At 68.4% G+C, this 24114-nt stretch carries 15 protein-coding genes; 7 read left to right on the forward strand and 8 right to left on the reverse strand.

All coding sequences use genetic code 11. The features are described 5' to 3' along the window. Positions 1–17: 17 nt before the first annotated feature. Both ACVOJ1_RS04610 and ACVOJ1_RS04615 read right to left on the reverse strand, forming a co-directional pair. A complete protein-coding gene (locus ACVOJ1_RS04610; RefSeq protein ID WP_346480068.1) occupies positions 18–3818 on the reverse strand; it encodes a LamG-like jellyroll fold domain-containing protein in 3801 nt (1266 codons plus the stop codon). A gap of 137 nt (positions 3819–3955) precedes the next feature. Next, on the reverse strand, positions 3956–6721 hold the full coding sequence (locus tag ACVOJ1_RS04615; protein WP_065182101.1) for a TonB-dependent receptor: 2766 nt from the start codon (positions 6719–6721) through the stop codon (positions 3956–3958). 285 nt (positions 6722–7006) lie between these two features. On the opposite strand from ACVOJ1_RS04615, the gene ACVOJ1_RS04620 reads away from it, so the two are divergent. The 3 genes from ACVOJ1_RS04620 to adhP all read left to right on the forward strand — a co-directional run bounded on the left by ACVOJ1_RS04620 (position 7007) and on the right by adhP (position 9774). Next, the gene (locus tag ACVOJ1_RS04620; RefSeq protein WP_053515997.1) at positions 7007–8026 is read left to right on the forward strand and encodes a sugar kinase; all 1020 of its coding nucleotides are present in this window, start codon (positions 7007–7009) and stop codon (positions 8024–8026) included. Continuing rightward, complete coding sequence (eda, locus tag ACVOJ1_RS04625) at positions 8013–8651, forward strand: bifunctional 4-hydroxy-2-oxoglutarate aldolase/2-dehydro-3-deoxy-phosphogluconate aldolase (protein WP_065174105.1); 639 nt, start codon at positions 8013–8015, stop codon at positions 8649–8651. The genes ACVOJ1_RS04620 and eda overlap by 14 nt, the downstream gene beginning before the upstream one ends. Before the next feature lie 94 nt (positions 8652–8745). Next, complete coding sequence (gene adhP, locus ACVOJ1_RS04630) at positions 8746–9774, forward strand: alcohol dehydrogenase AdhP (RefSeq protein WP_053515992.1); 1029 nt, start codon at positions 8746–8748, stop codon at positions 9772–9774. A gap of 92 nt (positions 9775–9866) precedes the next feature. Here adhP and ACVOJ1_RS04635 read toward each other — a convergent pair whose 3' ends face one another. Continuing rightward, positions 9867–10742, reverse strand: coding sequence for a methylglyoxal synthase (locus tag ACVOJ1_RS04635; protein ID WP_065174107.1), 876 nt, complete (start codon positions 10740–10742; stop codon positions 9867–9869). 260 nt (positions 10743–11002) lie between these two features. Here ACVOJ1_RS04635 and ACVOJ1_RS04640 point away from each other — a divergent pair, with 260 nt between their 5' ends. Beyond that, entirely contained in the window at positions 11003–13363 is a 2361-nt protein-coding gene (locus ACVOJ1_RS04640) for an ATP-binding protein (RefSeq protein ID WP_346480069.1), read from the forward strand. Here the strand turns inward: ACVOJ1_RS04640 and ACVOJ1_RS04645 are convergent. The 3 genes from ACVOJ1_RS04645 to ACVOJ1_RS04655 form a co-directional block, all read right to left on the reverse strand. Then, a complete protein-coding gene (locus ACVOJ1_RS04645; RefSeq protein WP_065182099.1) occupies positions 13349–14794 on the reverse strand; it encodes an FAD-dependent oxidoreductase in 1446 nt (481 codons plus the stop codon). The two genes, ACVOJ1_RS04640 and ACVOJ1_RS04645, sit on opposite strands and share 15 nt — an antisense overlap. Positions 14795–14889: 95 nt before the next feature. Continuing rightward, positions 14890–19344 carry a glutamate synthase large subunit gene (gene gltB, locus ACVOJ1_RS04650; RefSeq protein WP_053515986.1) on the reverse strand — a complete coding sequence of 1485 codons (4455 nt, stop codon included), beginning with the start codon at positions 19342–19344 and terminating at the stop codon, positions 14890–14892. Between the two features lie 174 nt (positions 19345–19518). Next, entirely contained in the window at positions 19519–19908 is a 390-nt protein-coding gene (locus tag ACVOJ1_RS04655) for an I78 family peptidase inhibitor (RefSeq protein ID WP_053515984.1), read from the reverse strand. A 111-nt stretch (positions 19909–20019) separates the two neighbouring features. On the opposite strand from ACVOJ1_RS04655, the gene ACVOJ1_RS04660 reads away from it, so the two are divergent. Next, complete coding sequence (locus tag ACVOJ1_RS04660; protein WP_193395702.1) at positions 20020–21075, forward strand: DNA topoisomerase IB; 1056 nt, start codon at positions 20020–20022, stop codon at positions 21073–21075. Here the strand turns inward: ACVOJ1_RS04660 and ACVOJ1_RS04665 are convergent. After that, the gene (locus tag ACVOJ1_RS04665) at positions 21053–21361 is read right to left on the reverse strand and encodes a hypothetical protein (RefSeq protein ID WP_128987665.1); all 309 of its coding nucleotides are present in this window, start codon (positions 21359–21361) and stop codon (positions 21053–21055) included. The two genes, ACVOJ1_RS04660 and ACVOJ1_RS04665, sit on opposite strands and share 23 nt — an antisense overlap. 151 nt (positions 21362–21512) lie before the next feature. Here ACVOJ1_RS04665 and ACVOJ1_RS04670 point away from each other — a divergent pair, with 151 nt between their 5' ends. Continuing rightward, complete coding sequence (locus tag ACVOJ1_RS04670; RefSeq protein WP_053516095.1) at positions 21513–21746, forward strand: hypothetical protein; 234 nt, start codon at positions 21513–21515, stop codon at positions 21744–21746. Between the two features lie 34 nt (positions 21747–21780). After that, positions 21781–22896, forward strand: coding sequence for an SDR family oxidoreductase (locus ACVOJ1_RS04675; protein ID WP_111187066.1), 1116 nt, complete (start codon positions 21781–21783; stop codon positions 22894–22896). Here ACVOJ1_RS04675 and ACVOJ1_RS04680 read toward each other — a convergent pair. Continuing rightward, positions 22853–23950, reverse strand: coding sequence for a serine hydrolase domain-containing protein (locus tag ACVOJ1_RS04680; protein WP_346480102.1), 1098 nt, complete (start codon positions 23948–23950; stop codon positions 22853–22855). The two genes, ACVOJ1_RS04675 and ACVOJ1_RS04680, sit on opposite strands and share 44 nt — an antisense overlap. Positions 23951–24114 lie beyond the last annotated feature (164 nt).

Below are 24114 nucleotides of genomic sequence, written 5' to 3' on the forward strand. Positions count from 1 at the left end.
CGCGCCGGCCGCCGCGTTCAGCGCGGCACCTCCACGACGTTGTTGAGCAGGGTCACTTCCTCGCCACCGTCAGCGAGGGCCACGCGCACTCGCAGGCCACCCCGATGACCGGCGGGGATCATCAGTGTCACGTGGGTGGTCTTCGGTTCCAGGTCATCGGGTGCCGCCATCGCGGGCACATCGGTACGCGCGATCTCACGGCCCGTGGTGTCTTCCAGGATCGCCACGCCCGCGCCGGTGGCCACGTGGCCCAGGCTGTGCACGGTCACCCGCACACGCTGGCCGTCCACCTGCACATCACCGCGGCCGACGCCCAGGTCGGCGCGTGTTTCCACCGGGCTGCCGGCGACAACGCGCTCGAACTCGAACAGTTCCGTGCGCCCGGGACGGAACTGCATCGGCACCGCGCTGCTGGTTTCCAGCCGCACCGTGCGCTCCGTCGGCGTGCCATCGATGCGTCCATCTCCATCGGCATCCACGCCGGCACGGATGCGCCACGTGCCGCTGGCAACGTTCCAGCCGGTCATGTCGGCACTGATGGTGCGGTTACCCAGATTGTGGCTGGTGATGGTGAAGCGCTCGCGCGAGGGCGCGTGCACCAGCAGTGCAACCTGTTCGGCGGCACCGTCGCGATCGAAGCGCCAGCTGACCGTATGCCCGGGCCAGCTCTGGTTGCGCTTGAGCGCGATGCCCCCCAGCCGGGCACGCTGCAGGAACTCGCTGGGTGCTTCCACGCGATCGGACCACCAGTGGCCCTCGGTGTTCATGTAGGCCCGCAGCACCTTTGCCTGCAGTCCTTCGGCATGCAGTGCATCGATGTACTTCAGGTCACCACTGGCCTGCCAGGCCATCAGGCTGGCGAAACCGGTCTTTCCGGCGTCGGCTTCGGCAGTCAGCTGCGGATACCAGTCCTGCTGGCGTCCCAGCACCTCGACGATGTTCTCGCCGAGATTGGCCAGCGCGCCCGGTCCCCCGCGTGCCACGCGATAGTCCAGCGCCTGCAGGTACTTCGCATCGCCGGTCCAGCGCCAGGCGGCCCAGAAGGTATGCAGCGTGTCGCCGCCGCCGGAACCGTCGTTGAGTTCACCGCCGCGGGTGGCGCCGGTGGCCCAGTGGATCTCGTTGGGCAGGGTGAAGCGTCCTTTCGCGTCCGTGCCGGCATGGGCGAGATAGCTGTCGGCCAGGCCGGTCACCAGCCGGCGCCCGGTCGGATCGGCGTTGTACTGGCCCAGCAGGAACGCGGGGTGCAGCACCGGGAACGAATAAGGCTTCTGCCATTGCCAGTTCGGTTCGCGGTAGATCCTGTTGCCGCCGAACCAGTTGCTGGAGAACAGCAGGTGTCCCTGCGGATTGGGCAGGATGATCCGCTCGTCGAATGCCTTGACCGTCTCCATCAGCCGTTCCAGCGTCAGCGGATCACCCCAGTTGAGGTACAGCATCGCGCTGTTGGTGTTGATGCCCTCTTCGTAGGCATGCAGCTCATCGGTTTCGATGGTGCTCAGGCCGTTGCTGAACATGCCATTGCGATACACCGCATCGGACAGGGCGGTGAGCGAGGCATTGAGGCGGTCCGGCTGCACGCCCATCAGCGCCAGGCCCGGCCACTGCTGGGTGAGATCGGAATCATCGGAGATGCCGCCGCCGAAGTCGCCGTAGGGCACCTGGCGATGGTCGATCCACCAGTCGACGAAGCGACGCACCTGTGCGAGGTCCTGCACCTGGTGGAAGGCCCAGGCCGGCACACCGGCGGGCACCGCCGGTGCGGAGTAGGGCGGCCGGCCCTGGCTGTTGTAGCTGATGTAGTTCCAGTACTGCCGCCCCAGTGCGTGGTCCGGATCGACCCGCAGCAGGTCGCTCAGGTCGGCGTAGACGCGCGCATACAGGCGCTGTCGTTTGGAGGTGGTGTGCTCCTCCACCAGGAATCCCCAGTTGTCGCGCACCTGGTTGAAGCGGTCGGCCACGTGCTCCTTCAGCGCTTCCGCGCGCGGCTTGAACACCAGCCGGATCTGCGCGCCATCGAGCACCCGGGCATCGAAGCCGGGGGCGGCCGAGGCGATGCTCAACCACAGGCTGTCAGGGGTGAGGATGCGGTCGCGCAGGTCCAGCCACAGGGTGCGCTTCTGTCCCGGCTGCACCGAGACCGACACGTCGATCATGTCGCGCGCCGGCCAGATCGGGTCCTTGATGCGGATGTTGAGCGGAATCAGGCCTTCATGCGTGGCCGCCAGATCCAGCGCGGGAAGATCGATGGCAACGCCGTCCAGGCCGTCGTGCATGTTCTCCCAGCTGTAGGCCCAGCTGCGGATCAGCGGCTGGTCGGGCGGCGCATCGCCTACCCCGGAAGGAATGAGCACGTGCACGATCGGGCGCGGCTGCGCGGGCAGGGTAACGGCATCGCGGCGGCGTGAGCCGGCCCCCTTGGGCAGCGCCATCACCGTGCTGCGTTCGGCCTCGGGATAGCGACCGTCGATGTAGCGGCGCAGGGCATCCAGATTGGTGTAGTCAGGCAGCGCCTGGCTGTCGATCGTGTAGGTCTGCTTGACCGTGCCGTCCGGCTCGCTGCCCTCGCTCACGGCGTAGGCCCAGATTTCCTGGATCGGCGTTTCCTGCTCGACGTTGCTGAAGCGCAGCACGCCGCCGCTGAGGGACGGGATCGGATCGACGCTGCGCACCACGCCGCGCGGGCGGGTGAACAGGGTGCGGGTGGCGTGCGCGGCGTCGCTGCCATGTGCCAGCGTGCCGAAGGCCGCGCCGCGGATCTCGATGCGGTTGACCGTCTCGCCGTCCGGCAGCGTCAGGTCCAGGTGCTTTCCACCCTCCACGTAGGTGTTCCAGTCCGGCAGCTGGAAGTAGTCGTTGCGTCCGGGCAGCCGCGAGCGGTTGTAGACGCCGGGCCATGTGGTCTCGGCGATGCCGTCGGTGGCCTTCCACATCCACGCCTTCAGGTCGCGGGTGTCGGCGAATTCGACCTTGCGGATGCGGGTGGTCGGCGCGGTCAGCGCCGGTGGTGCGGTGCCGTCCCAGCCGAAGCGATGGCGCCAGGCACGCAGGCCTGCCTCGGGAACCTCGGCGGTGGTGGGCGTAACGCCACGGGCCAGCGCCGCCACGGCCGGCGCATCGAGCATGCGGTCGTAGATGCGGATGTGCTGGAAATCGCTGCCGCGCAGGAAGTTGTAACGGCTCTGTACCTGGTACGGTGCCATCACCCGACCGGCCAGGCCAAGCTGGTCCAGCGCGGCATCGTAGTCGCCGGTGGTCTGCGCGCGGGCCACTTCGCGTCCATCGATGAACAGGCGTACACCCTGGTCCTCGTCCCAGGCGAAGGCCAGATGCAGCCACTGGTCCGCGCGTGGCGGCGTGTCCATGCGGAACGAGACGCGGGTGCGGGCAAGATTGGCATCGGTGACGAACGCATCGAAACCGTGGCCGTTCCAGTCGATGCGCAGCCACGCCATGTCCCAGCTGCTGTGATCGGCATAGCCGACGCGGAAGATCACGAACGGGGCTTCGCCCACCGCGTACCGCGCCCGCCAATCGAAGGCCAGGGTGCCGCGCTGGGCCAGGATGTTGCCCGGCGCATCCCACGCCAGGACGCCATCGTCCTGCCATTGGATGGCCTTGCCGCGTACACCGTCATCGACCACCGCCACCCTGTCGCGGAAGTTCGGTATCGCCTCGCCGTGCGCCACGGTGGCCTGCAGGCCCTGGTTGGCGTCGACGTGGAACAGCAGGGTTGGGCCATCGGCAGCTGTCGCAGGGCCAGCAGCCAGGGCCACTGCCAGCAGCAGGCAGCGGGACAGGGTCGAGCGATGCGGCATCAGATGTTTCCTTTCAACGGGCGACAGCCGGCGTAGGGCCGCCGGACCGTAGCAAGGCCACGCCGCCACGGCACCTTGCGGCGCAGCAGCGGTCGTGGCGAACGGCGATGCACCGGTCGGCGCATCGCCGGCGCTGCTCAGAACTTGTAGCGCACGCCGAGCAGGAACTGACGGCCGGTCTCGGTGTACTGCAACGGCAGGCGGCCGGTCGCGGGCGAATACACCCACTCATCGGACGCTTCGTTGGTCAGGTTCACGCCTTCCAGGCTCAGTTCCAGCTGGTCACTGATCCGGTAACGGATCGACGCATCGATGACCGTGGTACCGGTCATGCCGTGGTAGCCGTCCAGATTGAAGCCGGTTTCCTGGCCCGGCACCTGGGTCAGGTAGTCATCGCGGTTGGTGGCCGAGATGCGCCCGGAGAAGGTGGTGCCTTCGTAGAACAGGGTCGCGTTCCACGAGGTGTTGGACAGGCCCAGCAGATCGTTCTTCATCACCGGCTGACCGGCCGAGTTGATGTACTGGATCTTCGAATCCACCCAGGTGTAGTTCAGCTGCAGACCGAGGTTGGCCCACTTGCCCGGCAGGAAGGTGAAGGGCTGGGTGTAGTTCGCTTCTGCGCCGAACAGCTCGCCACCCGGGGTGTTGACCGGACGGGTGAAGGTGAACTCATCGGTCGGCGATGCGCCGGTGCCGATCAGCAGTTCGGCAGGCAGGCCGCTGTCGGTGTACGGCCGATTCTCGCGCAGCGTCTGTACGGAGGTTTCGATGTCCTTGTAGAACAGGCCAAGGCCGGCCATGGCGCCTTCGGCGAAGTACCACTCGAAACTCAGATCGACATTGGTCGCGCGGGTCGGATCCAGGTTGGGGTTGCCGCTGGAGATGGTGCGTGCGCCACCGGCCACGGCCACAGTGGCACCCGGCGTCAGGCTGCCCAGGCCGGGTCGGGTCATCACCTTGGCCGCACCCAGGCGGATCAGGAAATCGGGGGTGACTTCGGCAACCAGGTTGAACGAGGGCAGGGTGTCGTCGTAGGTGCGGGTGGCGGTGGTGGACGTGGTGCCACTGGCCAGCGTCGACAGCCCGGTGGAGGACTGCTTGGTGCGCACATAGCGTACGCCGACGTTGCCGGACAGCGGCAGCGAGCCGATCTCGGTGGAGAACTCACCCATCAGGTAGGCACCGCGATCCTTCTCTTCCACGCTGCGCACGTTGTTGGCGCGCGGTGCGACGGCGTAGATGCCGCTGTTGCTGTAGATGTCGAACTGATCGGCGACGGCGTCCAGATCCGGCACCACCCAGTTCGAGGGATTGCCGCTGATGCCCTTCAGCCCGGCCTGTGTGGTCATGTCCACCGGAACGATCCTGCTGCCATCGGCGAAGGTGGGCACGGCCAGCTCGCTGCCACGGCGCAGTTCGGTGGTCTTGAACGTGTAATCCTTGGCCAGCACGCCACCCTTGAGGCGGAAGCCGGGGCTGATGTTCCAGTTGAAGTCGATCTGGCCGGTATCGAAATCATTGTCCACGTACTGCGGTCGCAGGCGGATCTCCGCCAGTTCCCAGCCGTTGGGATCGGTGGGATCGATGCCGTAGTTGAGGATCGGCGAGCGGTTGTTGCCCCGGTAGTCGTAGCTGTAGCCGTCGACGTCGTACTTGTCCATGATGATGGTGGTCTGCACCGGGTTCTCATGCCGGGACCGCGAGACCCCCAGCTTGCCGGACAGGGTGAAGTCGTCGCTGAAGCGGTGCTGGCCGTTGAGGCTGATCTGCTTGAACTCGGTGCTCCACTCGTCGTGGCGGTTCTCGCTGCGGATGTCGACGTTGTCGAACTCGCCGTAGACCAGCGCGTTGTTCTCGATGACGCCGTTCCTGACGATCATCGACGGCTTGCCGGCCAGGCGTGGCTGGCTGGTGTTGGCACCGCGGCTGAAGGAAATCGCCTCGATGTAGTGCTCGTCGCGGGTGGCATCGATTTTCGAGTACAGCGCGTCCAGCGAGATCTCGGTCGCGTCGCTGGGCTTCCACTGCAGCGTACCGGTCACGCCCAGGCGCTTCTGCTCATGTTCCATCTGCACGTAGCGCGGGAAGCGCGGGTGGTAGACGTCGGCACTGCGCGCGGCGGTGAACGGGGACGAGGCACTGAAGTTGCCGTTGCTCGGGCCGTTGGCCCAGCGGCCCGTGTTGGAGCCCTCCTCCAGCGCCTGGCGCTCGGAGTAGGCCACCGACAGCAGGGCGCCGAACGTACCGTCGGCGAAGATGTTCGACACCAGCGCGGCCATGCGCGGGTCGGCCTTCTCCGCCATCGCGTTGTAGCCGGCCTGGCCGCTGGCGGCGAAGGTGAAGCCGTCATAGTCGAACGGCCTCGCCGTGCGCAGATCGACGGTGGCGCCCAGCGAGCCTTCTTCGACATCGGCCGAAGCGGTCTTGCGCACCACCAGCTGCGAGAACAGGTCGGAGGCGAAGACATTGAAGTCGAAGCCACGGCCGCGGTTGGTACCACCGCTCTGATCACCGGCGCCGACGGTGGTCAGCGCCTCCATGCCGTTGATGCGCACGCGGGTGAAATCCGGGCCGAGGCCGCGCACCGAGATGTTGCGGCCCTCGCCGGCCTCGCGGGTGATGACCACACCCGGGATGCGCTGCAACGACTCGGCCAGGTTCAGATCCGGGAACTTGCCGATGTCCTCGGCGACGATGGCGTCGACCACGCCGGCCTCGCCACGCTTGATGTCCAGCGCCTTCTCCACGCTGGCGCGGTAGCCGGTGACGGTGACCGTATCCAGGTCCGTGGCGCCGGCGGCGCTGCTCTGCTGCTGGGCGGTCGCATTGGCCGCCAGGGCCAGTCCGACGGCCATAGCGAGCAAGGTAACCGGTGTCTTTTTTTGGTGGTTCCGAGACTGCATGCCTTTCCCCTCTCCCAAAGGTCTGGTGCTGCGGCTGTTTCAGCGTGATGACACCGCTGGTCAGAGCGGACGTTAGCAGCACGTCCCGGATCCGGCATCTTGCACCGCAACAGATCTGAAATGTCTCCAAGAGGCTTGCAGGACAATGCTTCCGTCAGTTCCTACGGGTGCGTGGGGCGCATCGGAAGGCTAGAATGACACCGATGGCCAAACGCCGCGCCGACGCGTGGTACACATTCACGCCGTGCAGTTTCACATGCTGGCGGCAAGCGGGGAGGAGTGGAGATGGGGCGTATCGTATGTTTCGGGGAACTGCTGCTGCGGCTCGGCGCGCCCGGTCGCGAGCTGCTGCTGCAGTCGCCGCAGCTGCAGGTGCACGTGGGCGGGGCGGAAGCAAACGTGGGTGTCTCGCTGTCCCGATTCGGACATGACGTGGCCATGGTCAGCACGGTGCCCGGCAATGCCCTGGGGGCGCACGCACTGGGTGAACTGCGCCGCCATGGCGTCGATACGCGGGCGGTGCGCGAGGTGGCGGACGGTCGCATGGGCCTGTACTTCCTCACCACCGGCGCGGTGCAACGTGCCAGCGAGGTGGTGTACGACCGGGCCGATTCAGCCTTCGCGCGCAGCACTGCAGCCGATCATGACTGGCCGGCGCTGCTGCAGGGCGCGGACTGGCTGCACCTGTCCGGCGTCAGCCCTGCGCTGGGGCCGCAGGTGGCCGAGGCGACGCTGGCGGCGGCATGCGCCGCGCGTGCCAGTGGCGTGCGCGTTTCCTTCGACGGCAATTTCCGGCCCACGCTGTGGCAGCGCTGGGGCGGCGACGCGCAGGCGATCCTGCATGCCCTGTTCGACCAGGCTGACATCGTGTTCGCCGACTACCGCGATATCGAAGTGATCCTGGGCCAGCGCTTTACCCAGGCCGGCGCCGTGGAGCGCGTGGACGCTGCCGCAGCGGCGGCATTCGCCGCGTTCCCGCGGCTGCAATGGCTGGCATGCACGCAACGGCAGGCGCTGAGCGTGGACCATCATGCGCTGGGCGCCCTGCTGCTGGGCCGCGAGGGCGTGCGTGCGCAGGCGCCCGTGCGGCAGCTGACCGGCATCATCGATCGCATCGGCGGCGGCGATGCCTTCGCGGCAGGCATCCTGCATGGCATCCTGTCAGGCTTCGATGCCGACGCCACCGTGCGTTTCGGCCTGGCTGCCGGCGGACTGAAGCATTCCATCCCCGGCGATTTCAATCCTGTCAGCGAAGCTGACGTGCTGGCCCAGATGGGCGAGGAGCGATTCGATGTCCGGCGCTGATCCGCGCGTTCGCGCGGTACTGAAACTGGCACCGGTGATTCCGGTGTTCACCCCCGATGATGTCGACGATGCCGTGCAGGTGGCGCAGGCGCTGTTCCGGGGCGGTCTGCCGGTGATCGAGGTCACCCTGCGCACACCCCGTGCGATGGATGCCATCCGGGCAATGGTCGAGGCCGTACCCGACGCGGTGGTGGGGGCCGGAACGGTGCTGACGCCCGCGCAGATGGAGGCGGCCAGGGCCGCAGGTGCGCGCTTCGCGGTGTCGCCGGGCGCAACGCCGACGCTGTACGCGGCCGCGCGCGATGCCGACCTGCCGTATCTGCCGGGCGTGGCCACGGGGTCCGAGCTGATCCTTGGCCTCGAGCATGGCCTGGATACCTTCAAGTTCTTCCCCGCGGTGCAGGCCGGCGGCGCGGCACTGCTGGCGGCCTGGCACGGCCCCTTCGCCGACGTGCGCTTCTGCCCGACCGGTGGCATCAGTGCCCAGACCGCGGCGCAGTTCCTGCACCTGCCGAACGTGCTGTGCGTGGGGGGTTCATGGCTGACCACGGCGGCCTTGCTGCAGACCCGCGACTGGGGCGCGATCGAACGCCTGGCACGCGAGGCGTCCGTGCTGGCGGGCTGAACCGGCAGGCAATCTTCCAGGATTTGATCGGGATCAAAGCGCCGGCCTCGTGCCGGCGTCACTCTGTCTGCAAGCGCACGACGGAGGAAAACCCATGAACAGAACCATGAAGGCCGCTGTCGTTCGCGAGTTCGGCAGCCCACTGGTCATCGAGGAAGTTCCGGTACCACGCCCGGGGGCGGGCGAGGTGTTGGTCAGGATCGAAGCCTGCGGTGTCTGCCACACCGACCTGCACGCCGCCGAGGGCGACTGGCCGGTGAAACCGGACCCGCCGTTCATCCCCGGCCACGAGGGCGTGGGGCACATCGTGGCCGTGGGCGGCGGGGTCGGGCATGTCAAGGAAGGCGACAGGGTCGGCATCCCCTGGTTGTACTCGGCGTGTGGCCATTGCGAACACTGCCTGGGCGGCTGGGAAACGCTGTGCGAGACGCAGCGCAACACCGGCTACTCGGTCAACGGCGGCTTCGCCGAGTTCGCACTGGCCGATGCCAACTATGTCGGCCTGCTTCCGAAGGAGGTGGGCTTCGTCGAGATCGCGCCGGTGCTGTGCGCCGGCGTGACGGTCTACAAGGGCCTGAAGGTGACGGACACGAAGCCCGGTGACTGGGTGGCGATCTCCGGCATCGGTGGCCTGGGCCACATGGCGGTGCAGTACGCGCGTGCGATGGGCCTGAACGTGGCTGCCATCGACGTGGAGGACAGCAAGCTGGCACTCGCGCGGCGGCTGGGCGCGCAGGTCACGGTCAACGCGCGCACGACCGATCCGGCAGCATTCCTGAAGAAGGAGATCGGTGGCGCACACGGGGCGCTGGTCACCGCGGTATCGCCCAAGGCCTTCGAGCAGGCGCTGGGCATGGTCCGGCGGGGCGGCACGGTCTCGCTCAACGGACTGCCACCGGGCAACTTCCCACTGGACATCTTCGGCATGGTCCTCAATGGCGTGACGGTGCGCGGTTCGATCGTCGGCACGCGGCTGGATCTGCAGGAGTCGCTGCAGTTCGCCGCCGAGGGCAAGGTCGCGGCCACGGTCAGCACCGACCGCCTGGAAAACATCAACGAGGTGTTTGCCCGCATGCGCGCGGGCACCATCGACGGGCGCGTGGTACTGGACATGGCCGCCTGACACCCGTGCATGGCCGCCGCGGCCCGGCACCCTCTCCCACGGGTGCGGCGGTCATGCCGATCGATGCGCGCCCGGCGTAGCTGCGCAGGTGGTCAGCGCTGTGACCCAGCGCGCCGGGCGGCAGCCGTCGCCCAGCGCGCCGCCACCACCGGAGCCGTGATGCACACCGCCTGGTCGGTCACCGTGGTCACCGCGCGTTCCAGCAGCTGGATGTCTGCCTCGTGCTGGCGTGCCACGTGCGGGTCCTCGAAGAAGATGGCGCGCTGGCAACGGCCCTCCAGCACGCGGTCGGCGATCTGCGCATCGCCCCCCATCGGTCCGCTCTGGTAGCGCGTCACCCAGGGCGTGTCGCTGGGCCAGCCGCGGCTCCATGCCAGCTCGTTGAGGCGCTGACCGGTGGTCCCGGTCGCCACCCGCTCGCCGAAGCGTGCCAGCACGTCGAAGTGCTCGTCGGCGAAGGCGAGCATCGCCGGCTTCATCGCATCATGCGCGATCAGTGCCAGGGTCTGGGTACCGAAGGCGTGCAGATCGTCGGCACCGGCGTCGGCCTGCAGGCCGGCGTGCACGCGCTCCACCTCGATCCAGTCGCGTGCGGTGGCTACCGTGGAAATGAAAGGTTTGCCGTGGATCACGCACTGCCGCTTGAGCGCGGTCGCTTCGGGAAACACCGAGGACGGATCGACCGGATCGATCAGATAGATGGCACCGTCGAGCGTGCGCTGCGGGCCCATGCCGACCACCTCCGCGACCAGCTTCATCAGCCCGCCCTCGCGGCCGTAGGGATAGCGATGGAGGCCGGCATAGCCGTCGAGGAAGCCGTGGCGCCCGATCGCATCATGGGTGCGGCCGACAGCGTGCAGCGTTATGCCCAGTTCGCGCAGGCCCGGTTCGCAGGCACGCAGCCAGCGGAACAGGGCGGCGCGCGCATCCTGGTGGTGGAGCCGGTTGGCGGCCAGGCCGATACGCATCGAACGCTCCGTGGGCTGGTAGAAGCGGCAGTTTATGTCGCGAATGGCCAATTCTGCGCGCTTTGCAACTTTCCTCATTGTTGCTGTGCCGTGCGTCGCTAGCGTGGCAGGCAGAGCGGTACCGCTGCGCGGCCGTCGTCTCCGCCTGCGATTCGAGGATGCCCATCGTGAATGCCGCCGGCCCTGCGGCCGCATCCATTGCACGCTCCTGCCCGTGGCTGCGATCCCGCATCGTGCTGCCTGCCCTGTTGCTGTGGCCCATGATCACGCGTGCCGACGGGTGCGACATGCCCCTGGTCGTGGCCTGGCCCAGTGACCGCCCGCCACTGTCCTTCAGCGCGCAGGGCCAGCCCGGCGGCCTGGTTGCCGACTACCTGCGGCGGCTGGGCGAGCAGATCGCGCTGCGTCCACATCCGCTTCCCGCCGCGGCCGGCGCGGCCGGGGCGCTGCCGGCCGGTACCCAGGCCGTGCTGGGATGGCCGCGCGAGCAGGTGCCCGACGGCTGGGTCGTGAGCAGGCCCTACCTGCAGCTGTCACAGGTGATCGTGCGCCGTCGCAACGACACGCCACTGCAGGGACTGGGCGGTCTGCGCGGCCGTCGCGTCGCCAGCCTCGACACGGTGCCACTGGCGGCCCACCTGCGTGAGCAGGCGCCGGGCGCATGGCTGCTGCAGGTCGACGCGCTCGATCATGCGCTGCAGCTGCTGGCCATCGGCCAGGTCGACGCGGTGGTTGCCACACTGGGCGAGGTGGAATCCGCATTGCGCAGGCCCGGCAGCGATGCCCTGGTGATCGCCGCGCCGGCCGGCTTCGATGATGCCTGGGTACTGGCGACTGCGCCGGCCTGTGCGGCCACCGTCGCCGCCTTCGACACCGTGCTGCACGAACTGGACGACGCGCAGCGGGCCGCGCTCCGCGCGGCGTGGGCGCCCAGCGGAGCACGCGCGCCGCCCGCACGGTCGCCGTTGCGCTGGCTGGTGCCGGTGCTGCTGGTCGCGCTGGCGCTGATCCTGGTGTATGCCTTCGGCTACTGGAGGCTGCATCGCGAAAGCAGCCAGCGCCGCGCGCTGGAACAGCGACTGCAGGAAGTGACCGCCAACCTGCCTGCGGTGGTCTACCGGGCGCGCCGCAGCGGCGAGGGCGACTACAGCCTGCCGCTGGTCGCCGGCGACGTGCAGTCGCTGTTCGGCATGAGCCTGGACAGTGTGCGGCTGGACCATCGCCGGCTCATGGCGGCGGTGCATGTCGACGATCGCAAGCCGGTGCTGGATCATCTGGAAGCCGCAGCGCGGGCCCGTGCGCCGATCGACATCACCTTCCGCACGCTGGGTCCCCATGGCTGGCGCTGGATCCGTTCGCATGGCAGGCCGTTGCCGGGCGAGAGCGACGACATCGAGTGGAGTGGCTACTGGATGGACGTCAGCCAGGCGCAGGCACGCACCCGTGCCCTGGCCGGGGCACGCCATCAGGCCGAAGAGACTGCAGCGGCGAAGACGCACTTCCTGGCCACCATGAGCCACCAGATCCGCACACCGATGAGCACGCTGCTGGGCATGCTCGAATGCCTGGCGGACAGCCCCCTGGACCCGTGCCAGCGGCAGGTCCTGTCCACCGTCGATGTGGCCGCGCAGATGCTGCGGCAGATTCTCGATGATGTGCTCGACAGTCATCGGTTGCAGGCGCTGCCGTTGCAGCTGCGTGCCACCGACATGGGTGCGCTGGCCACGGCCGTGCAGCAGCTGCTGGCACCGATGGCGGCCAGCCGTGCGTTGCACCTGCGGTGCGTGCTTGATCCTGCGCTGCAGCGGTGGCTGCTGGCCGATGGCCTGCGCGTGCGCCAGGTCCTGTTCAACCTGGTGGGCAACGCACTGAAGTTCACCCTGCACGGCGGTGTGGAACTGCGGCTGCGGGTGCTGCGGACGCAGGCGGCAGGACAATGCCTGCGCCTGCAGGTGAGCGACAGTGGCGTAGGCATCAGTCCCGAGCGGCAGCAGGCCGTGTTCGCCGATTACACCCAGGCCGAGCCGTCGACGGGGCGCCGGTTCGGCGGCAGCGGCCTGGGCCTGGCCATCTGCCGGGACCTGGTGGCCTCGATGGGCGGCGAGCTGCAGCTGCAAAGCTCGCCGGGCAAGGGCACGCGCATCTGGTTCGACCTGGAGTTCGCCAGCTGCCTGGCGCCACTGGAGGCGGTGCCGGCCATGGCCGAGGTGGTCGCGCGACTGCCTGCGGCACGGGTGCTGGTGGCCGAGGACCACCCGACCAACCTGCAACTGCTGGTGCAGCGGCTGCGCGAGCTGGGCCTGCAGGTGCACGCCACCGCCGATGGCCTGCAGGCGCTGGCGGCATGGCGGGCGCAGGGCTTCGATGTTGTCGTTACCGATTGCCACATGCCCGGCATGGACGGGTTCGCGCTGGCGCGTGCGATCCGCGAAGACCCGTGCCCTTCGCGTGCACGGGTGCCGATCATCGCGCTGACGGCCAGCGTGCTGGAGAGCACGCGCGAGGCCTGTCGTGCCGCCGGCATCGACCGGTTCCTGGCCAAGCCGGTCGACACCCAGGGGTTGCGCGCGACGCTGGCCGACGTACTGCCGGCAATGGAACCCGGCTCAGTTGGACAGTAGACGGACGATGCTGGCAGCGGCGTCGCGGCCTTCAGCCACAGCGGTTACCACCAGGTCGGCGCCGCGTACCGCATCACCGCCGGCGAACAGGCGCGGATGCGCGGTCTGGAAGGGCAGCCGGTCCTTGCCGCCGGCAACGATGCGACCGTTCGCCTGGCCCTGCACACCGTGTTCGGCCAGCCAGGCCGGAACGCTCGGCGCGAAACCGAAGGCGATGATGACCACGTCCGCCTCCAGCAGCGACTCGCTGCCCTCGATCGGCACCGCGTTGCGGCGTCCTTGGGCGTCGGCCTCACCCAACCGGGTTTCAACCACGGTCACGCCGATCGCTTCGTCGTCGGCGCCGGCTTCGATGGACAGCGGCTGCCGGTTGAACAGGAAGCGCACGCCTTCCTCGCGCGCATTGGCCACTTCACGCGCGCTGCCGGGCATGTTGGCCTCATCGCGACGGTAGGCGCAGGTGACCTTGGCCGCGCCCAGCCGCACCGCGCTGCGCACGCAGTCCATGCCGGTGTCGCCGCCGCCGAGCACGACCACGCGCTTGCCGTTGAGGTCGGGCAGGGCGATCTGGTCCTCCCAGCCGGCGATCGGCCGACCCTGCGGGTCATCGCCGCCGACGATGCGGCTGTTCTGCACCAGGAACGGCAGGGCCGGCAGCACCCCCTTCAGGTCCTGGCCCGGCAGGCCGCCGTCGGTGTAGCGGTAGGCCCCGGTGCCGACGAACACCGCGTCGTGGCTGTCCAGCAGCTGCTGCACGCTGATGTCGCGGCCGATCTCCACGCCCAGGCGGAACTGCACGCCCATCCCTTCGAGCACCTCGCGGCGACGATGGATGACGTCCTTGTCCAGCTTGAAGCTGGGGATGCCGAACTGCAGCAGGCCGCCGATCTGCTCGTAGCGGTCGTACACCACGGCGGTGATGCCGGCCCGGGCCAGGCGATCGGCACAGGCCAGACCCGCCGGACCGGCACCGATCACCGCCACGCTGTGGCCGGTGGGCTGCACGGCACCCAGGTCCGGACGCCAGCCGCTGGCGAGTGCTGTATCGACGATGTACTTCTCCACCGCACCGATGGTCACCGCACCGAATTCCTCCAGGGTGCAGCTGCCTTCGCACAGGCGATCCTGCGGGCAGACCCGGCCGCACACTTCCGGCAGCGGGTTGGTGCTGTGGCACAGCGTGGCGGCCTCGTGGATGCGGTTCTCCTGCACCAGCTGCAGCCACTGTGGAATGGCGTTGTGTACCGGGCATTTCCAGCTGCAGTAAGGGTTGCCGCAGTCCAGGCAGCGCCCGGCCTGGTACTGCGCATCCTCCTTGCCGAACTTTCCGTACAGCTCGCCCCAGTCGCCGGAGGTGCGCAGTTCAACCGGAATGCGCTGCGGCATGGTGCGGGGCAGATCGAGGAACTGGAAGGCGTGCTTGCGGCTCATGGCGGGCTCTGTGATTTCGATGGCCGGCCAGAGGCCGGCACTACTGCGGTGAGGGAGCAGGCGCGCGCCGGTTGCGGGCGACGCGCCGGAGGCGCTTACGCCGCGCGTCGAAGGGTCTCGGTCAGCGATTCGATGCTGGCGGCCTTCGGTTTGACCAGCCAGAACTTGCCGATGTAATCGCGGAACTCGTCCAGGATCTGCTGCGCCCAGATGCTGCCGGTCAGTTCGCGATGGCGGCCGATCAGGCGGTGCAGGTGCTGGCGGTAGTTCTCGAAGCCTTCGGCGGATACGCGATGGATGTCGATCAGCTCGTGGTTGTAACGGTCCACGAAGTCGCGGTCCACATCCAGCACGTAGGCCAACCCCCCGGTGAAGCCGGCACCGAAGTTCAGGCCGACCTTGCCCAGCACCAGCACCACGCCGTCGGTCATGTACTCGCAGCAATGATCGCCGGCGCCTTCCACGACCGCGAGCGCACCGGAATTGCGGACCGCGAAGCGCTCGCCGGCACGTCCGGCGGCGAAAAGCTCGCCACCGGTGGCGCCATACAGGCAGGTGTTGCCGATGATCGCAGTGCTGCGCGCCTCGAACCGCGCGCCGCGCGGCGGACGTACCACCAGGCGGCCGCCGGCCATGCCTTTGCCGACGTAGTCGTTGGCTTCGCCCTCCACTTCCAGATGCAGGCCGCCGACATTGAAGGCGCCGAAGCTCTGTCCGGCGCTGCCACGGAAGCGCAGCTCCAGGGGGGCGTCGGCCATGCCCTGGTTGCCGTGCGCGCGTGCCACCGCGCCGGCCAGGCGGGTGCCGATGCTGCGGTCGGTGTTGTGGATCAGGAAGCGATGTTCGCCCCCCCTGCGCTGTTCGATCGCGTCCGCCAGCAGGCCATCCATCTGCGTGGCCAGGCTGTCCGGAGATTCGTACAGCCGCTGCGCCGCGCAGTGGCTGCCTTCGTAGCGCGCATCTGCCAGCAGGCGCGACAGGTCCACGCGCACGCCGTCGCGCGGTGCGGCCTCGATTTGCCGCAGCAGGTCGGTGCGGCCGACGATCTCCTCCAGCGAACGCGCGCCCAGGTACGACAGCCAGCCACGCACTTCCTCGGCCAGCAGGCGGAAGAAATTCTCCACGCGCTCGGGCTGGCCGGTGAAGTGGTTCTCGCGCAGGCGTTCGTCCTGGGTGGCCACGCCGGTGGCGCAGTTGTTGAGGTGGCAGATGCGCAGGTACTTGCAGCCCAGCACGATCATCGGCGCGGTGCCGAAGCCGAAGCTGTCCGCACCCAGCAGCGCGGCCTTGACCACGTCCAGGCCGGTCTTCAGGCCACCATCGGTCTGCAGCAGGGTGCGCCCGCGCAGGTCGTTGGCCAGCAGCGCCTGGTGCGCTTCGGCCACGCCCAGCTCCCACGGCACACCGGCGTAGCGGATCGAGCTGACCGGCGAGGCACCGGTGCCGCCGTCGTGGCCGGAGATGGTGATCAGGTCCGCGCCGGCCTTGACCACGCCGGCGGCGATGGTGCCGACGCCGGCATGGCTGACCAGCTTCACCGATACCAGCGCGGTCGGGTTGACCTGCTTGAGATCGTAGATGAGCTGCGCCAGGTCCTCGATGGAATAGATGTCGTGGTGCGGTGGCGGCGAGATCAGGCCGATGCCCGGCCGCGCGTAGCGCAGGCGGGCGATCAGCTCGTTGACCTTGTGCCCCGGCAGCTGGCCGCCTTCGCCGGGCTTGGCGCCCTGCGCGACCTTGATCTGCAGCACCTCGGCATTGACCAGATACTCGGCGGTGACACCGAAGCGACCCGACGCCACCTGCTTGATCTTGCTGCGCCGTGGGGTGCCGTAGCGGGCCGGGTCTTCGCCACCTTCGCCGGAATTGCTGCGGCCGCCGAGGCGGTTCATCGCGATGGCCAGCGCCTCATGCGCTTCCGGCGACAGCGCGCCGAGGCTGATCGCGGCGGTGTCGAAGCGCGGGAACAGTTCGCTGGCCGGCGCCACCTCGTCCAGCGGCGTGGGTGTCGGCGCCGGCACCAGTTGCAGCAGGTCACGCAACGCCGATGGCGGCCGGGCATGCACGGCATCGCAGTATTGCTGCCAGGCGCGGGCATCACCACTGCGCGCCGCGCGCTGCAGGGTGGTGACCACGTCCGGGTTGTACATGTGGTACTCGCCGCCGTGCACGTACTTCAGCAGGCCGCCGACATCGACATCCTGCTGTGCATCCCAGGCCTGCGCGCACAGTTCGCGCGCATCGGCATCCAGCCGCGCGAAACCGGCGCCGCCGATGCGCGAGGCGGTGTCGGGGAAGCACAGCGCAACCACTTCCGGCTCCAGGCCGATGATCTCGAACAGCTGCGCGCCGCGGTAGCTGGCCACGGTACAGATGCCCATCTTTGAGATGATCTTCGACAGGCCCTTGTAGACACCCTTGCGGTAGCGGCGGCCGATCTGCGACTGCTCACCGCCCTTGCTGAGCTTGAGGATGCCGCGCCGGCCCAGGTCGAACAGGGTCTGGTAGGCAAGATACGGGTACACCGCGGTGGCCCCGAAGCCGAGCAGGCAGGCCATATGGTGCGGGTCGCGCGCAGTGCCGGTCTCGACGATCAGGTTGACGTCGCAGCGCAGCCCCAGCCGCGAGAGGTGATGATGCACCGCACTGGTGGCCAGCAGGGCGTGCACCATCGGTCGCCCGGCCACCGGATAGCGGTCGGACAGCAGCAGCATCACCATGCCTTCGCGTGCGGCGCGTTCGGCCTCCGCACAGATGCGCTCGATGCCGTTGCGCAGCCCTTCTTCCTCGCTGTAGGACAGGTCGAGCAGGCGGTTGGCCTGCAGGTACTGGTCCATCTTCAGCAGCTGGCGCAGCTTGCGTTGGCTGAGTACCGGCGAGTTGAGGATGACGTGGTTCACCGTCTCCGGGCCGGCATGGAAGATGTTGGTCTCCTTGCCGAGCTGGGTGGACAGGGACATGGCGCAGTCTTCGCGCAGCGGATCGATCGGCGGATTGGTGACCTGCGCGAATGCCTGCCGGAAGTAGTCGTACAGCGGCCGGCTGCGCTGGCTCAGTACCGCCATCGGCGTGTCATCGCCCATCGAGCCGGTGGCTTCCTGCTCGGTCTCGGCCAGCGGCCGCAGCACCTGCTCCACCTCCTCGCTGCTGAGCTGGTACAGCTTGTGGTAACTGCGCAGGGTGCCCTCGTCGAAGGGCTCCTCCACCAGCGAAGGATCGATCAGTTCGGTCTGCAGGTAGGTCACGCCCTGCTGCAGCCACTGCTTGTACGGTGCGCGGCCGCGGTTGATGCGGTCCACCGCGTCCGAATCGAGCAGGTCGCCGCGCTTGAGATCGATGGCCACCATTTCACCGGGGCCGAGCTTGCCCTTGCGTACCACGCGCTCGGTCGGCACTTCCCACACGCCCGCTTCGGAGGCGACCAGGAAGTGGCGGTCGGCGGTCAGCATCCAGCGCGCCGGGCGCAGGCCGTTGCGGTCCAGCGTACACACCGCATAGCGGCTGTCGCAGGCGACGATGCCGGCCGGGCCGTCCCAGGGCTCGCTGTTGAGGCCATGGAACTCGTAGAACGCGGCCAGGTCCGGATCCTTGAACTCCAGCGACTGCGTCGCCGGTGGCACCAGGATGCGCAGCGCCTGGATCAATTCCATGCCGCCGGCGACCATCAGTTCCAGCATGTTGTCCAGGCTCTGCGAGTCCGAGCCATGCATGGAGATCACCGGATCGAACTCGGCGATGTCGAAGCGCGGTGTCTTCCACACCTTGCTGCGCGCCTGCGCCCAGCGACGGTTGCCCTCGATGGTGTTGATCTCGCCGTTGTGCGCGAGCAGGCGGAACGGATGCGCCAGCGGCCAGCGCGGCAGCGTGTTGGTGGAGAAGCGCTGGTGGAACACGATCGCGCTGGAGGCCAGCTCGCGCCGCTGCAGGTCCGGATAGAAGCGGCTGAGCTTGTCCGGCAGGACCATGCCCTTGTAGCTGATCGCATCCGGGGTGAGCGTGGTGACGTAGAAATCGCCATGGTCGCGCAGCTGCTGTTCGCTGCGACGGCGTGCGAGGTACAGCGCCAGGGCGAAGCCGGTGCCGTCCTGGCCGACACCGGCATCGACGAACACCTGCTCGATGCGCGGCAGCGTATCGCGCGCGAGCTGGCCGCAGACACTGTCGTCGATGGGAACCTCGCGCCAGCCCGCCACGCGGCAGCCCACCGCTTCAAGCTGCACCTGCAGCTGCGTCCGGCAGGCCTGCGCGGCGTCGGCGTCGTGCGGAAGGAACACCAGGCCCGCCGCGAAGCGGGTGGCCACGGTGATGCCCGCTTCGCTGGCCAGCAGTTTCAGGAATGCATCGGGGCGACGCAGCAGCAGCCCGCAGCCATCACCGGTGAGCCCGTCAGCGGCGACGCCACCACGATGGGTCATCCGTGAAAGCGCGGCGATGGCGGTATCCACCAGCAGGCGCGACGGCTGGTCGTCGAGCTGCGCGACCATGCCGAATCCACAGGCATCGCGCTCGGAGCGCGGGTCGTAAAGCCCTTGGCGGTTGCGGGGGGCCATCTCTACCTCGATGCGGAATGAAATGAGCGGGGACACTCAAGCCCGCCCAATCCCTGGAGCGCATCGTGAGGCCACCGGATGCCTCGAATAAAGCACAGGTTGCTGCAGCGCCGCAATACACGGTTGCAGGTGCAACGGAAAGCGCCGGCGGTGATCCGCCGGCGCGGGCCGGGATCAGCCGCAGCGGACGCCGCTGACCACGTCCTTGGCGTCCACTTCGATGTTCAGGCGGTCGCCCAGGAACTCCATCGTGGTCGCGTCATTGGGGTGCAGCACGCGCACCTGCTGAGCACCGGCATCTTCCTGGGCCTGCTTGCCCAGCGCATCGGTGTAGGCCTGGCCGACCAGGCTCTGTACCTGGCTGGCGTCGCAGGTGCCCACCGGCGGTGCCTCGGTGGCCTTGCCGGCTTCATCGGCCGGTGCCTTGGCGGCTTCGGCGGCCTGCTGGGCGTGGGCCGTGGCCGAATCCTGTTCATCCAGCGCCGGCGCCTGGCAGGCGGACAAGGCCAGCACGGCCGGCAGCAGCAGGGCGGAGAGCGAACGGGCGCGAATCGGGAACGACATCATGACTCCGGAAGGGACTGTGAAAGCCGGAGCATAGCCGCGAACCCATCCTCACGTGTTTGTCTTGCGTTATTGACGCGGCCGCGTCATGTCGATCGCCACACTGCTGGCATGCCCACGTCCCCCACACCCGAGCGCGCGGCGGCGCGCGCGGCCGGCCTGCGCTACGTTGATGACACCCAACCGGGCTTCACCCGGCTGCGTGCAGGCAAAGGCTTCCGTTACCGTGATGCTGACGGCCACGCAGTGCGCGATGCGGCCACGCTGCGGCGTATCCGCGCATTGGCCATTCCCCCGGCTTACACCGCGGTATGGATCTGTGCGCATGCCAACGGCCACCTGCAGGCGACCGGCCGCGATGCGCGTGGCCGCAAGCAGTACCGGTATCACGCTGACTGGGCGAAGGTGCGCGATGCCGGCAAGTTCGATCGGATCATTGCGTTCGGCGAGGCACTGCCCACGCTGCGGCGGCGGCTGGCACGCGACCTGCGGCAGTCCGGATTTCCGCGGACCAAGGTGCTGGCCGTGGTGGTGGCGCTGCTGGCCGATACGCTGGTACGGATCGGCAATGAGACCTATGCCCGCGAGAACCGCTCGTTCGGGCTGACCACCCTGCGCAACCGCCACCTCGAGCTGCTTCGCGGCGGGCGGGTACGCATGCGGTTCCGGGGCAAGTCCGGCCAATTGCAGGAGGTGACGGTGGGTGACCGCCGCCTGGGCCAGATGGTGCGACGGTTGCAGCAGCTGCCGGGGCAGTCGTTGTTCCAGTACCGCGACGATGATGGCCAGGTGCAGCCGGTCGATTCCGGCGCAGTGAACGAGTACCTGCGCGATGTGATGGGTGAGGACTTCACCGCCAAGGATTTCCGTACCTGGGGCGGCACGGTGGCGGCGGTGCAGGCACTGGCTGCCACCGCGCTGCCCGAGCCCGCCAGCCAGCGCGCACTGGCCGCAGCACAGCGCGAGGTGGTCTGCCAGGTTGCCGCGCGTCTGGGCAACACCCCTGCGGTGTGCCGCAGGGCATATATCGATCCCTGTGTGTTCGCCGGCTGGGAGCGTGGCGAACTCACCGCGCTGGCGGGCCTGCGCGGCCCGCGGCAGTGGGAACAGGCCACGTTGCGTGTACTGCGGCGGGCACGCCGGCTCAGCCGCAGTAGATCGCCGTGATGTTGTTGGTGCGTCCCTTCTCGATGGTCAGGCGATCACCGCCTTCGCTGGCGGGCGGAACACGCGGACCGTCGTGGCGCAGCACCTGCACGTGCAGGCTGTCGCTGTCCACGCGTGCACGTTCAACGGTGGCCGCCGACGCTGCCAGACCGACGGCGCCGCGCACCATGTCGCTGTGGCACTGGCCGGAAATCACGCCGTCGATCGGTTGAACCTGTGCGATTGGCGTGCTGCTGCATGCGGCGACGGCAAAGGTCAGTGCGGCTACGCTGAATGCGCGGATCATGATCCTGCTCCATGGTGATGAGGACGCCAGCGTGCCGCGCGCGGCGTGGTGGCGGCATGAACGGCGTGCACATGCGGGACACGGTGCATTCACTGTCGCCGACAGCGGCGATGGCCACACTGCATGTACTGGCACGCCACGGAGGTATGACATGGCCACCTGTGATGTATGCGGCAACGACTACGACAAGAGTTTCACCCTGCAGCAGGGCGGGCGCAGCGGCACGTTCGACTCGTTCGAATGCGCGATCCACGCCTTCGCGCCACGCTGTGCGCACTGCAACTGCACCGTGATCGGCCACGGCGTCGAAGGCAACGGGCAGATCTTCTGCTGTGCGCACTGCGCTGGCCATGCCGGCGTGCAGGGCGTTGCCGATCGCGCCTGAGCCCACCCCATTCCCCACACCTGAAGGAGACCGCATGGCTACGAGCAAGAAGGTTCCCGCCCGCCGCAAGGCGTCGCCCAAAGTACGCAAGGGTACGAAGGCAGCTGCCGAGGGCAGCGCCGCAGCAGCGGCCGAACGCCCCCGCGTGGTGAAGACGGCAACCCGCAAGGCCGCCGCCGGTGATCCACGTGCCGCCCGGGTTGCGGCACGCCAGCGACGCCTGCAGGACCAGGAAAAGGCCAAGGATGCGCGTGCGGCGAAGAAGGCGACCAGGAAGAAGGCAACCCAGGCGGGCACGCGACGCCAGCCGGAGACCCTGCCTGCCCAGCACCTGGCCAAGCCGGGACATGAGCACGAACTGAACCTGGCCCCGCGCTTCCTGGCACCGGACTACGTCGGCAGCGGCAAGCTGCAGGGCATGCGCGCGATCGTCACCGGCGGCGATTCCGGGATCGGACGCGCCGTCGCTGTCCTGTTCGCGCGCGAGGGGGCGGACGTGGCGGTGCTGCACCTTGATGAGGCCGAGGATGCCGAGATCACCCGCCAGCATGTGGAGAGCGAGGGCGGACGCTGCGTGGTGATTGCGGGCGACGTGCGCGATCCGCGTTTCTGCAACAAGGCGGTGAAGCAGGTCGCCAAGGCCTTCGGGGGCGTCGACATCCTGGTCAACAACGCCGCGTTCCAGCTGCACTGCGAGCGCCTGGAGGACCTGGAGGACGAGCATCTGCAGGAGACGCTGCAGACCAATATCGGCGGCTACGTGCAGATGGCACGGGCCGTGCTGCCACACCTGGGCGAGGGCGCCAGCATCATCAACACGGGCTCGGAAACCGGCCTCTTCGGCAGCAAGGCGCTGATCGACTATTCGGCAACCAAGGGAGCGATCCACGCTTTCACCAAAGCCTTGGCCAGCCAGCTGCTGCCGCGTGGCATCCGGGTCAACTGCGTGGCCCCCGGCCCGGTGTGGACGCCGCTCAATCCTGCGGACAAGCAGGCCCCCGACGTGGCCGAGTTCGGCAAGGACAGTGACATGGGGCGCCCGGCACAGCCGGAGGAGCTGTCTCCGGCCTATGTGTTCCTGGCGTCACCGGCCTGTGCCAGCTACATCAGCGGGGTGATCCTGCCGGTGATGGGCGGCCCGCGGGGCTGACCGGGGGCGCATACAGATCGGCGATGCGCGGAATGAAGCGCTGCGGGTTGGCGCCGACCAGGTTGGTGAGCACCACCACGGCGATGCCGCGGTCAGGGTAGACGATGAAGGCCGAGCGCGCGCCACCGATGCCGGCGACCTGGCGGTCCGGCGCGCCCTGCAGTACCGGCCAGCCGGCAGACCACGGGCCCGCCCTGCCATCGGCCAGCGGCTCGGCGGTCCACATCCGTGTGCGCCCGTCCTCGTGCAGCAGTCGCCCGTCCAGCAGTGCGACCAGCCAGCGCGCGGTGTCATCGGCGGTGGTAAGGATGCCGCCGCCGGACCACAGGCTGGGCGGCACGTCGTAGAACCAGTGCGACAGCCGGGGCGGCGTATCGGCGGCTTCGGTCGCGCGCGGGGCCAGGCTGTACATCGTGGCGGCGTCTGGGATCAGGTCGTAACTGTCGCCGAAGGTGGTGCGTTCCATGCCAGCGGCGCCGAACTGCCGGCTGGCCAGGAAGCGGTCGTAGGGCATGCCCGACTGCCGCGCGATGATCCGCGCCAGGAGCAGATAGTTGGTCTGGTTGTAGGCGAAACGTTGGCCAGGTGCTGCATCCATCGGCTGTGCGGTCACGGCCTGCCAGGCCTGTGCCTCGGTGCCTCCGCCCAGCAGCCCGCGCTCGTCAAGGATGTCCGGCAGGCTGGAGGTGTGGGCCAGCAGCTGACGTACGCGCACGGTCTGCCAGGCGGCCGGAAGTGCATCCAGATAGCGCGACAGCGGTGCATCCAGATCCAGCCGGCCCTGCTGTGCCAGCTGTGCGGCGGCGACGCCGGTAAAGGCCTTGGTGGCGGAGTTCAACGGGAATCGCGTGCTGCGTGTGGCGGGCGCGCCGTTTTCCACGTTGGCCAGGCCGAACGCTTCGGACAGCACGACCTGGCCGTCCTTGACCACTGCGATCTGCAGGCCTGGAATGCGCTCGTCCTGCAATGTCTGGCGGATCAGGCGGCGAGCCTGTTCGTTCGCCGGCTCCGGGCTGGCTGACGCCGGCGAGAGGGGCAGAGCAGCAAGCAGCAGGAGCAGAAGGGGAAGCGATGGGCGGAACATGGGTTATTCCCGGCGGGATGTGCGGATGGGATGCAGCAGGCAGCAGGAGGGTTTAGATGCTGCCGTTGCGACTTTCCGGGAGGGAGGACATTCCAACGGGGCCGGCAGTCCACCCTGACTGCGTTGATGCCGAT

The organism is Stenotrophomonas sp. STEN225 (assembly GCF_056756445.1).

What these genes read in the sequence shown, in the direction of transcription:
- gltB (WP_053515986.1), bottom strand. Translation starts at nt 19,344, where the DNA reads ATGGCCCCCCGCAACCGCCAAGGGCTTTACGACCCGCGCTCCGAGCGC.
- ACVOJ1_RS04645 (WP_065182099.1), bottom strand. Translation starts at nt 14,794, where the DNA reads ATGAGCCGCAAGCACGCCTTCCAGTTCCTCGATCTGCCCCGCACCATG.
- ACVOJ1_RS04635 (WP_065174107.1), bottom strand. Translation starts at nt 10,742, where the DNA reads ATGCGTATCGGCCTGGCCGCCAACCGGCTCCACCACCAGGATGCGCGC.
- ACVOJ1_RS04665 (WP_128987665.1), bottom strand. Translation starts at nt 21,361, where the DNA reads ATGATCCGCGCATTCAGCGTAGCCGCACTGACCTTTGCCGTCGCCGCA.
- ACVOJ1_RS04675 (WP_111187066.1), top strand. Translation starts at nt 21,781, where the DNA reads ATGGCTACGAGCAAGAAGGTTCCCGCCCGCCGCAAGGCGTCGCCCAAA.
- ACVOJ1_RS04640 (WP_346480069.1), top strand. Translation starts at nt 11,003, where the DNA reads ATGATCACGCGTGCCGACGGGTGCGACATGCCCCTGGTCGTGGCCTGG.
- ACVOJ1_RS04610 (WP_346480068.1), bottom strand. Translation starts at nt 3,818, where the DNA reads ATGCCGCATCGCTCGACCCTGTCCCGCTGCCTGCTGCTGGCAGTGGCC.
- ACVOJ1_RS04655 (WP_053515984.1), bottom strand. Translation starts at nt 19,908, where the DNA reads ATGTCGTTCCCGATTCGCGCCCGTTCGCTCTCCGCCCTGCTGCTGCCG.
- ACVOJ1_RS04615 (WP_065182101.1), bottom strand. Translation starts at nt 6,721, where the DNA reads ATGCAGTCTCGGAACCACCAAAAAAAGACACCGGTTACCTTGCTCGCT.
- ACVOJ1_RS04620 (WP_053515997.1), top strand. Translation starts at nt 7,007, where the DNA reads ATGGGGCGTATCGTATGTTTCGGGGAACTGCTGCTGCGGCTCGGCGCG.
- adhP (WP_053515992.1), top strand. Translation starts at nt 8,746, where the DNA reads ATGAACAGAACCATGAAGGCCGCTGTCGTTCGCGAGTTCGGCAGCCCA.
- eda (WP_065174105.1), top strand. Translation starts at nt 8,013, where the DNA reads ATGTCCGGCGCTGATCCGCGCGTTCGCGCGGTACTGAAACTGGCACCG.
- ACVOJ1_RS04660 (WP_193395702.1), top strand. Translation starts at nt 20,020, where the DNA reads ATGCCCACGTCCCCCACACCCGAGCGCGCGGCGGCGCGCGCGGCCGGC.
- ACVOJ1_RS04670 (WP_053516095.1), top strand. Translation starts at nt 21,513, where the DNA reads ATGGCCACCTGTGATGTATGCGGCAACGACTACGACAAGAGTTTCACC.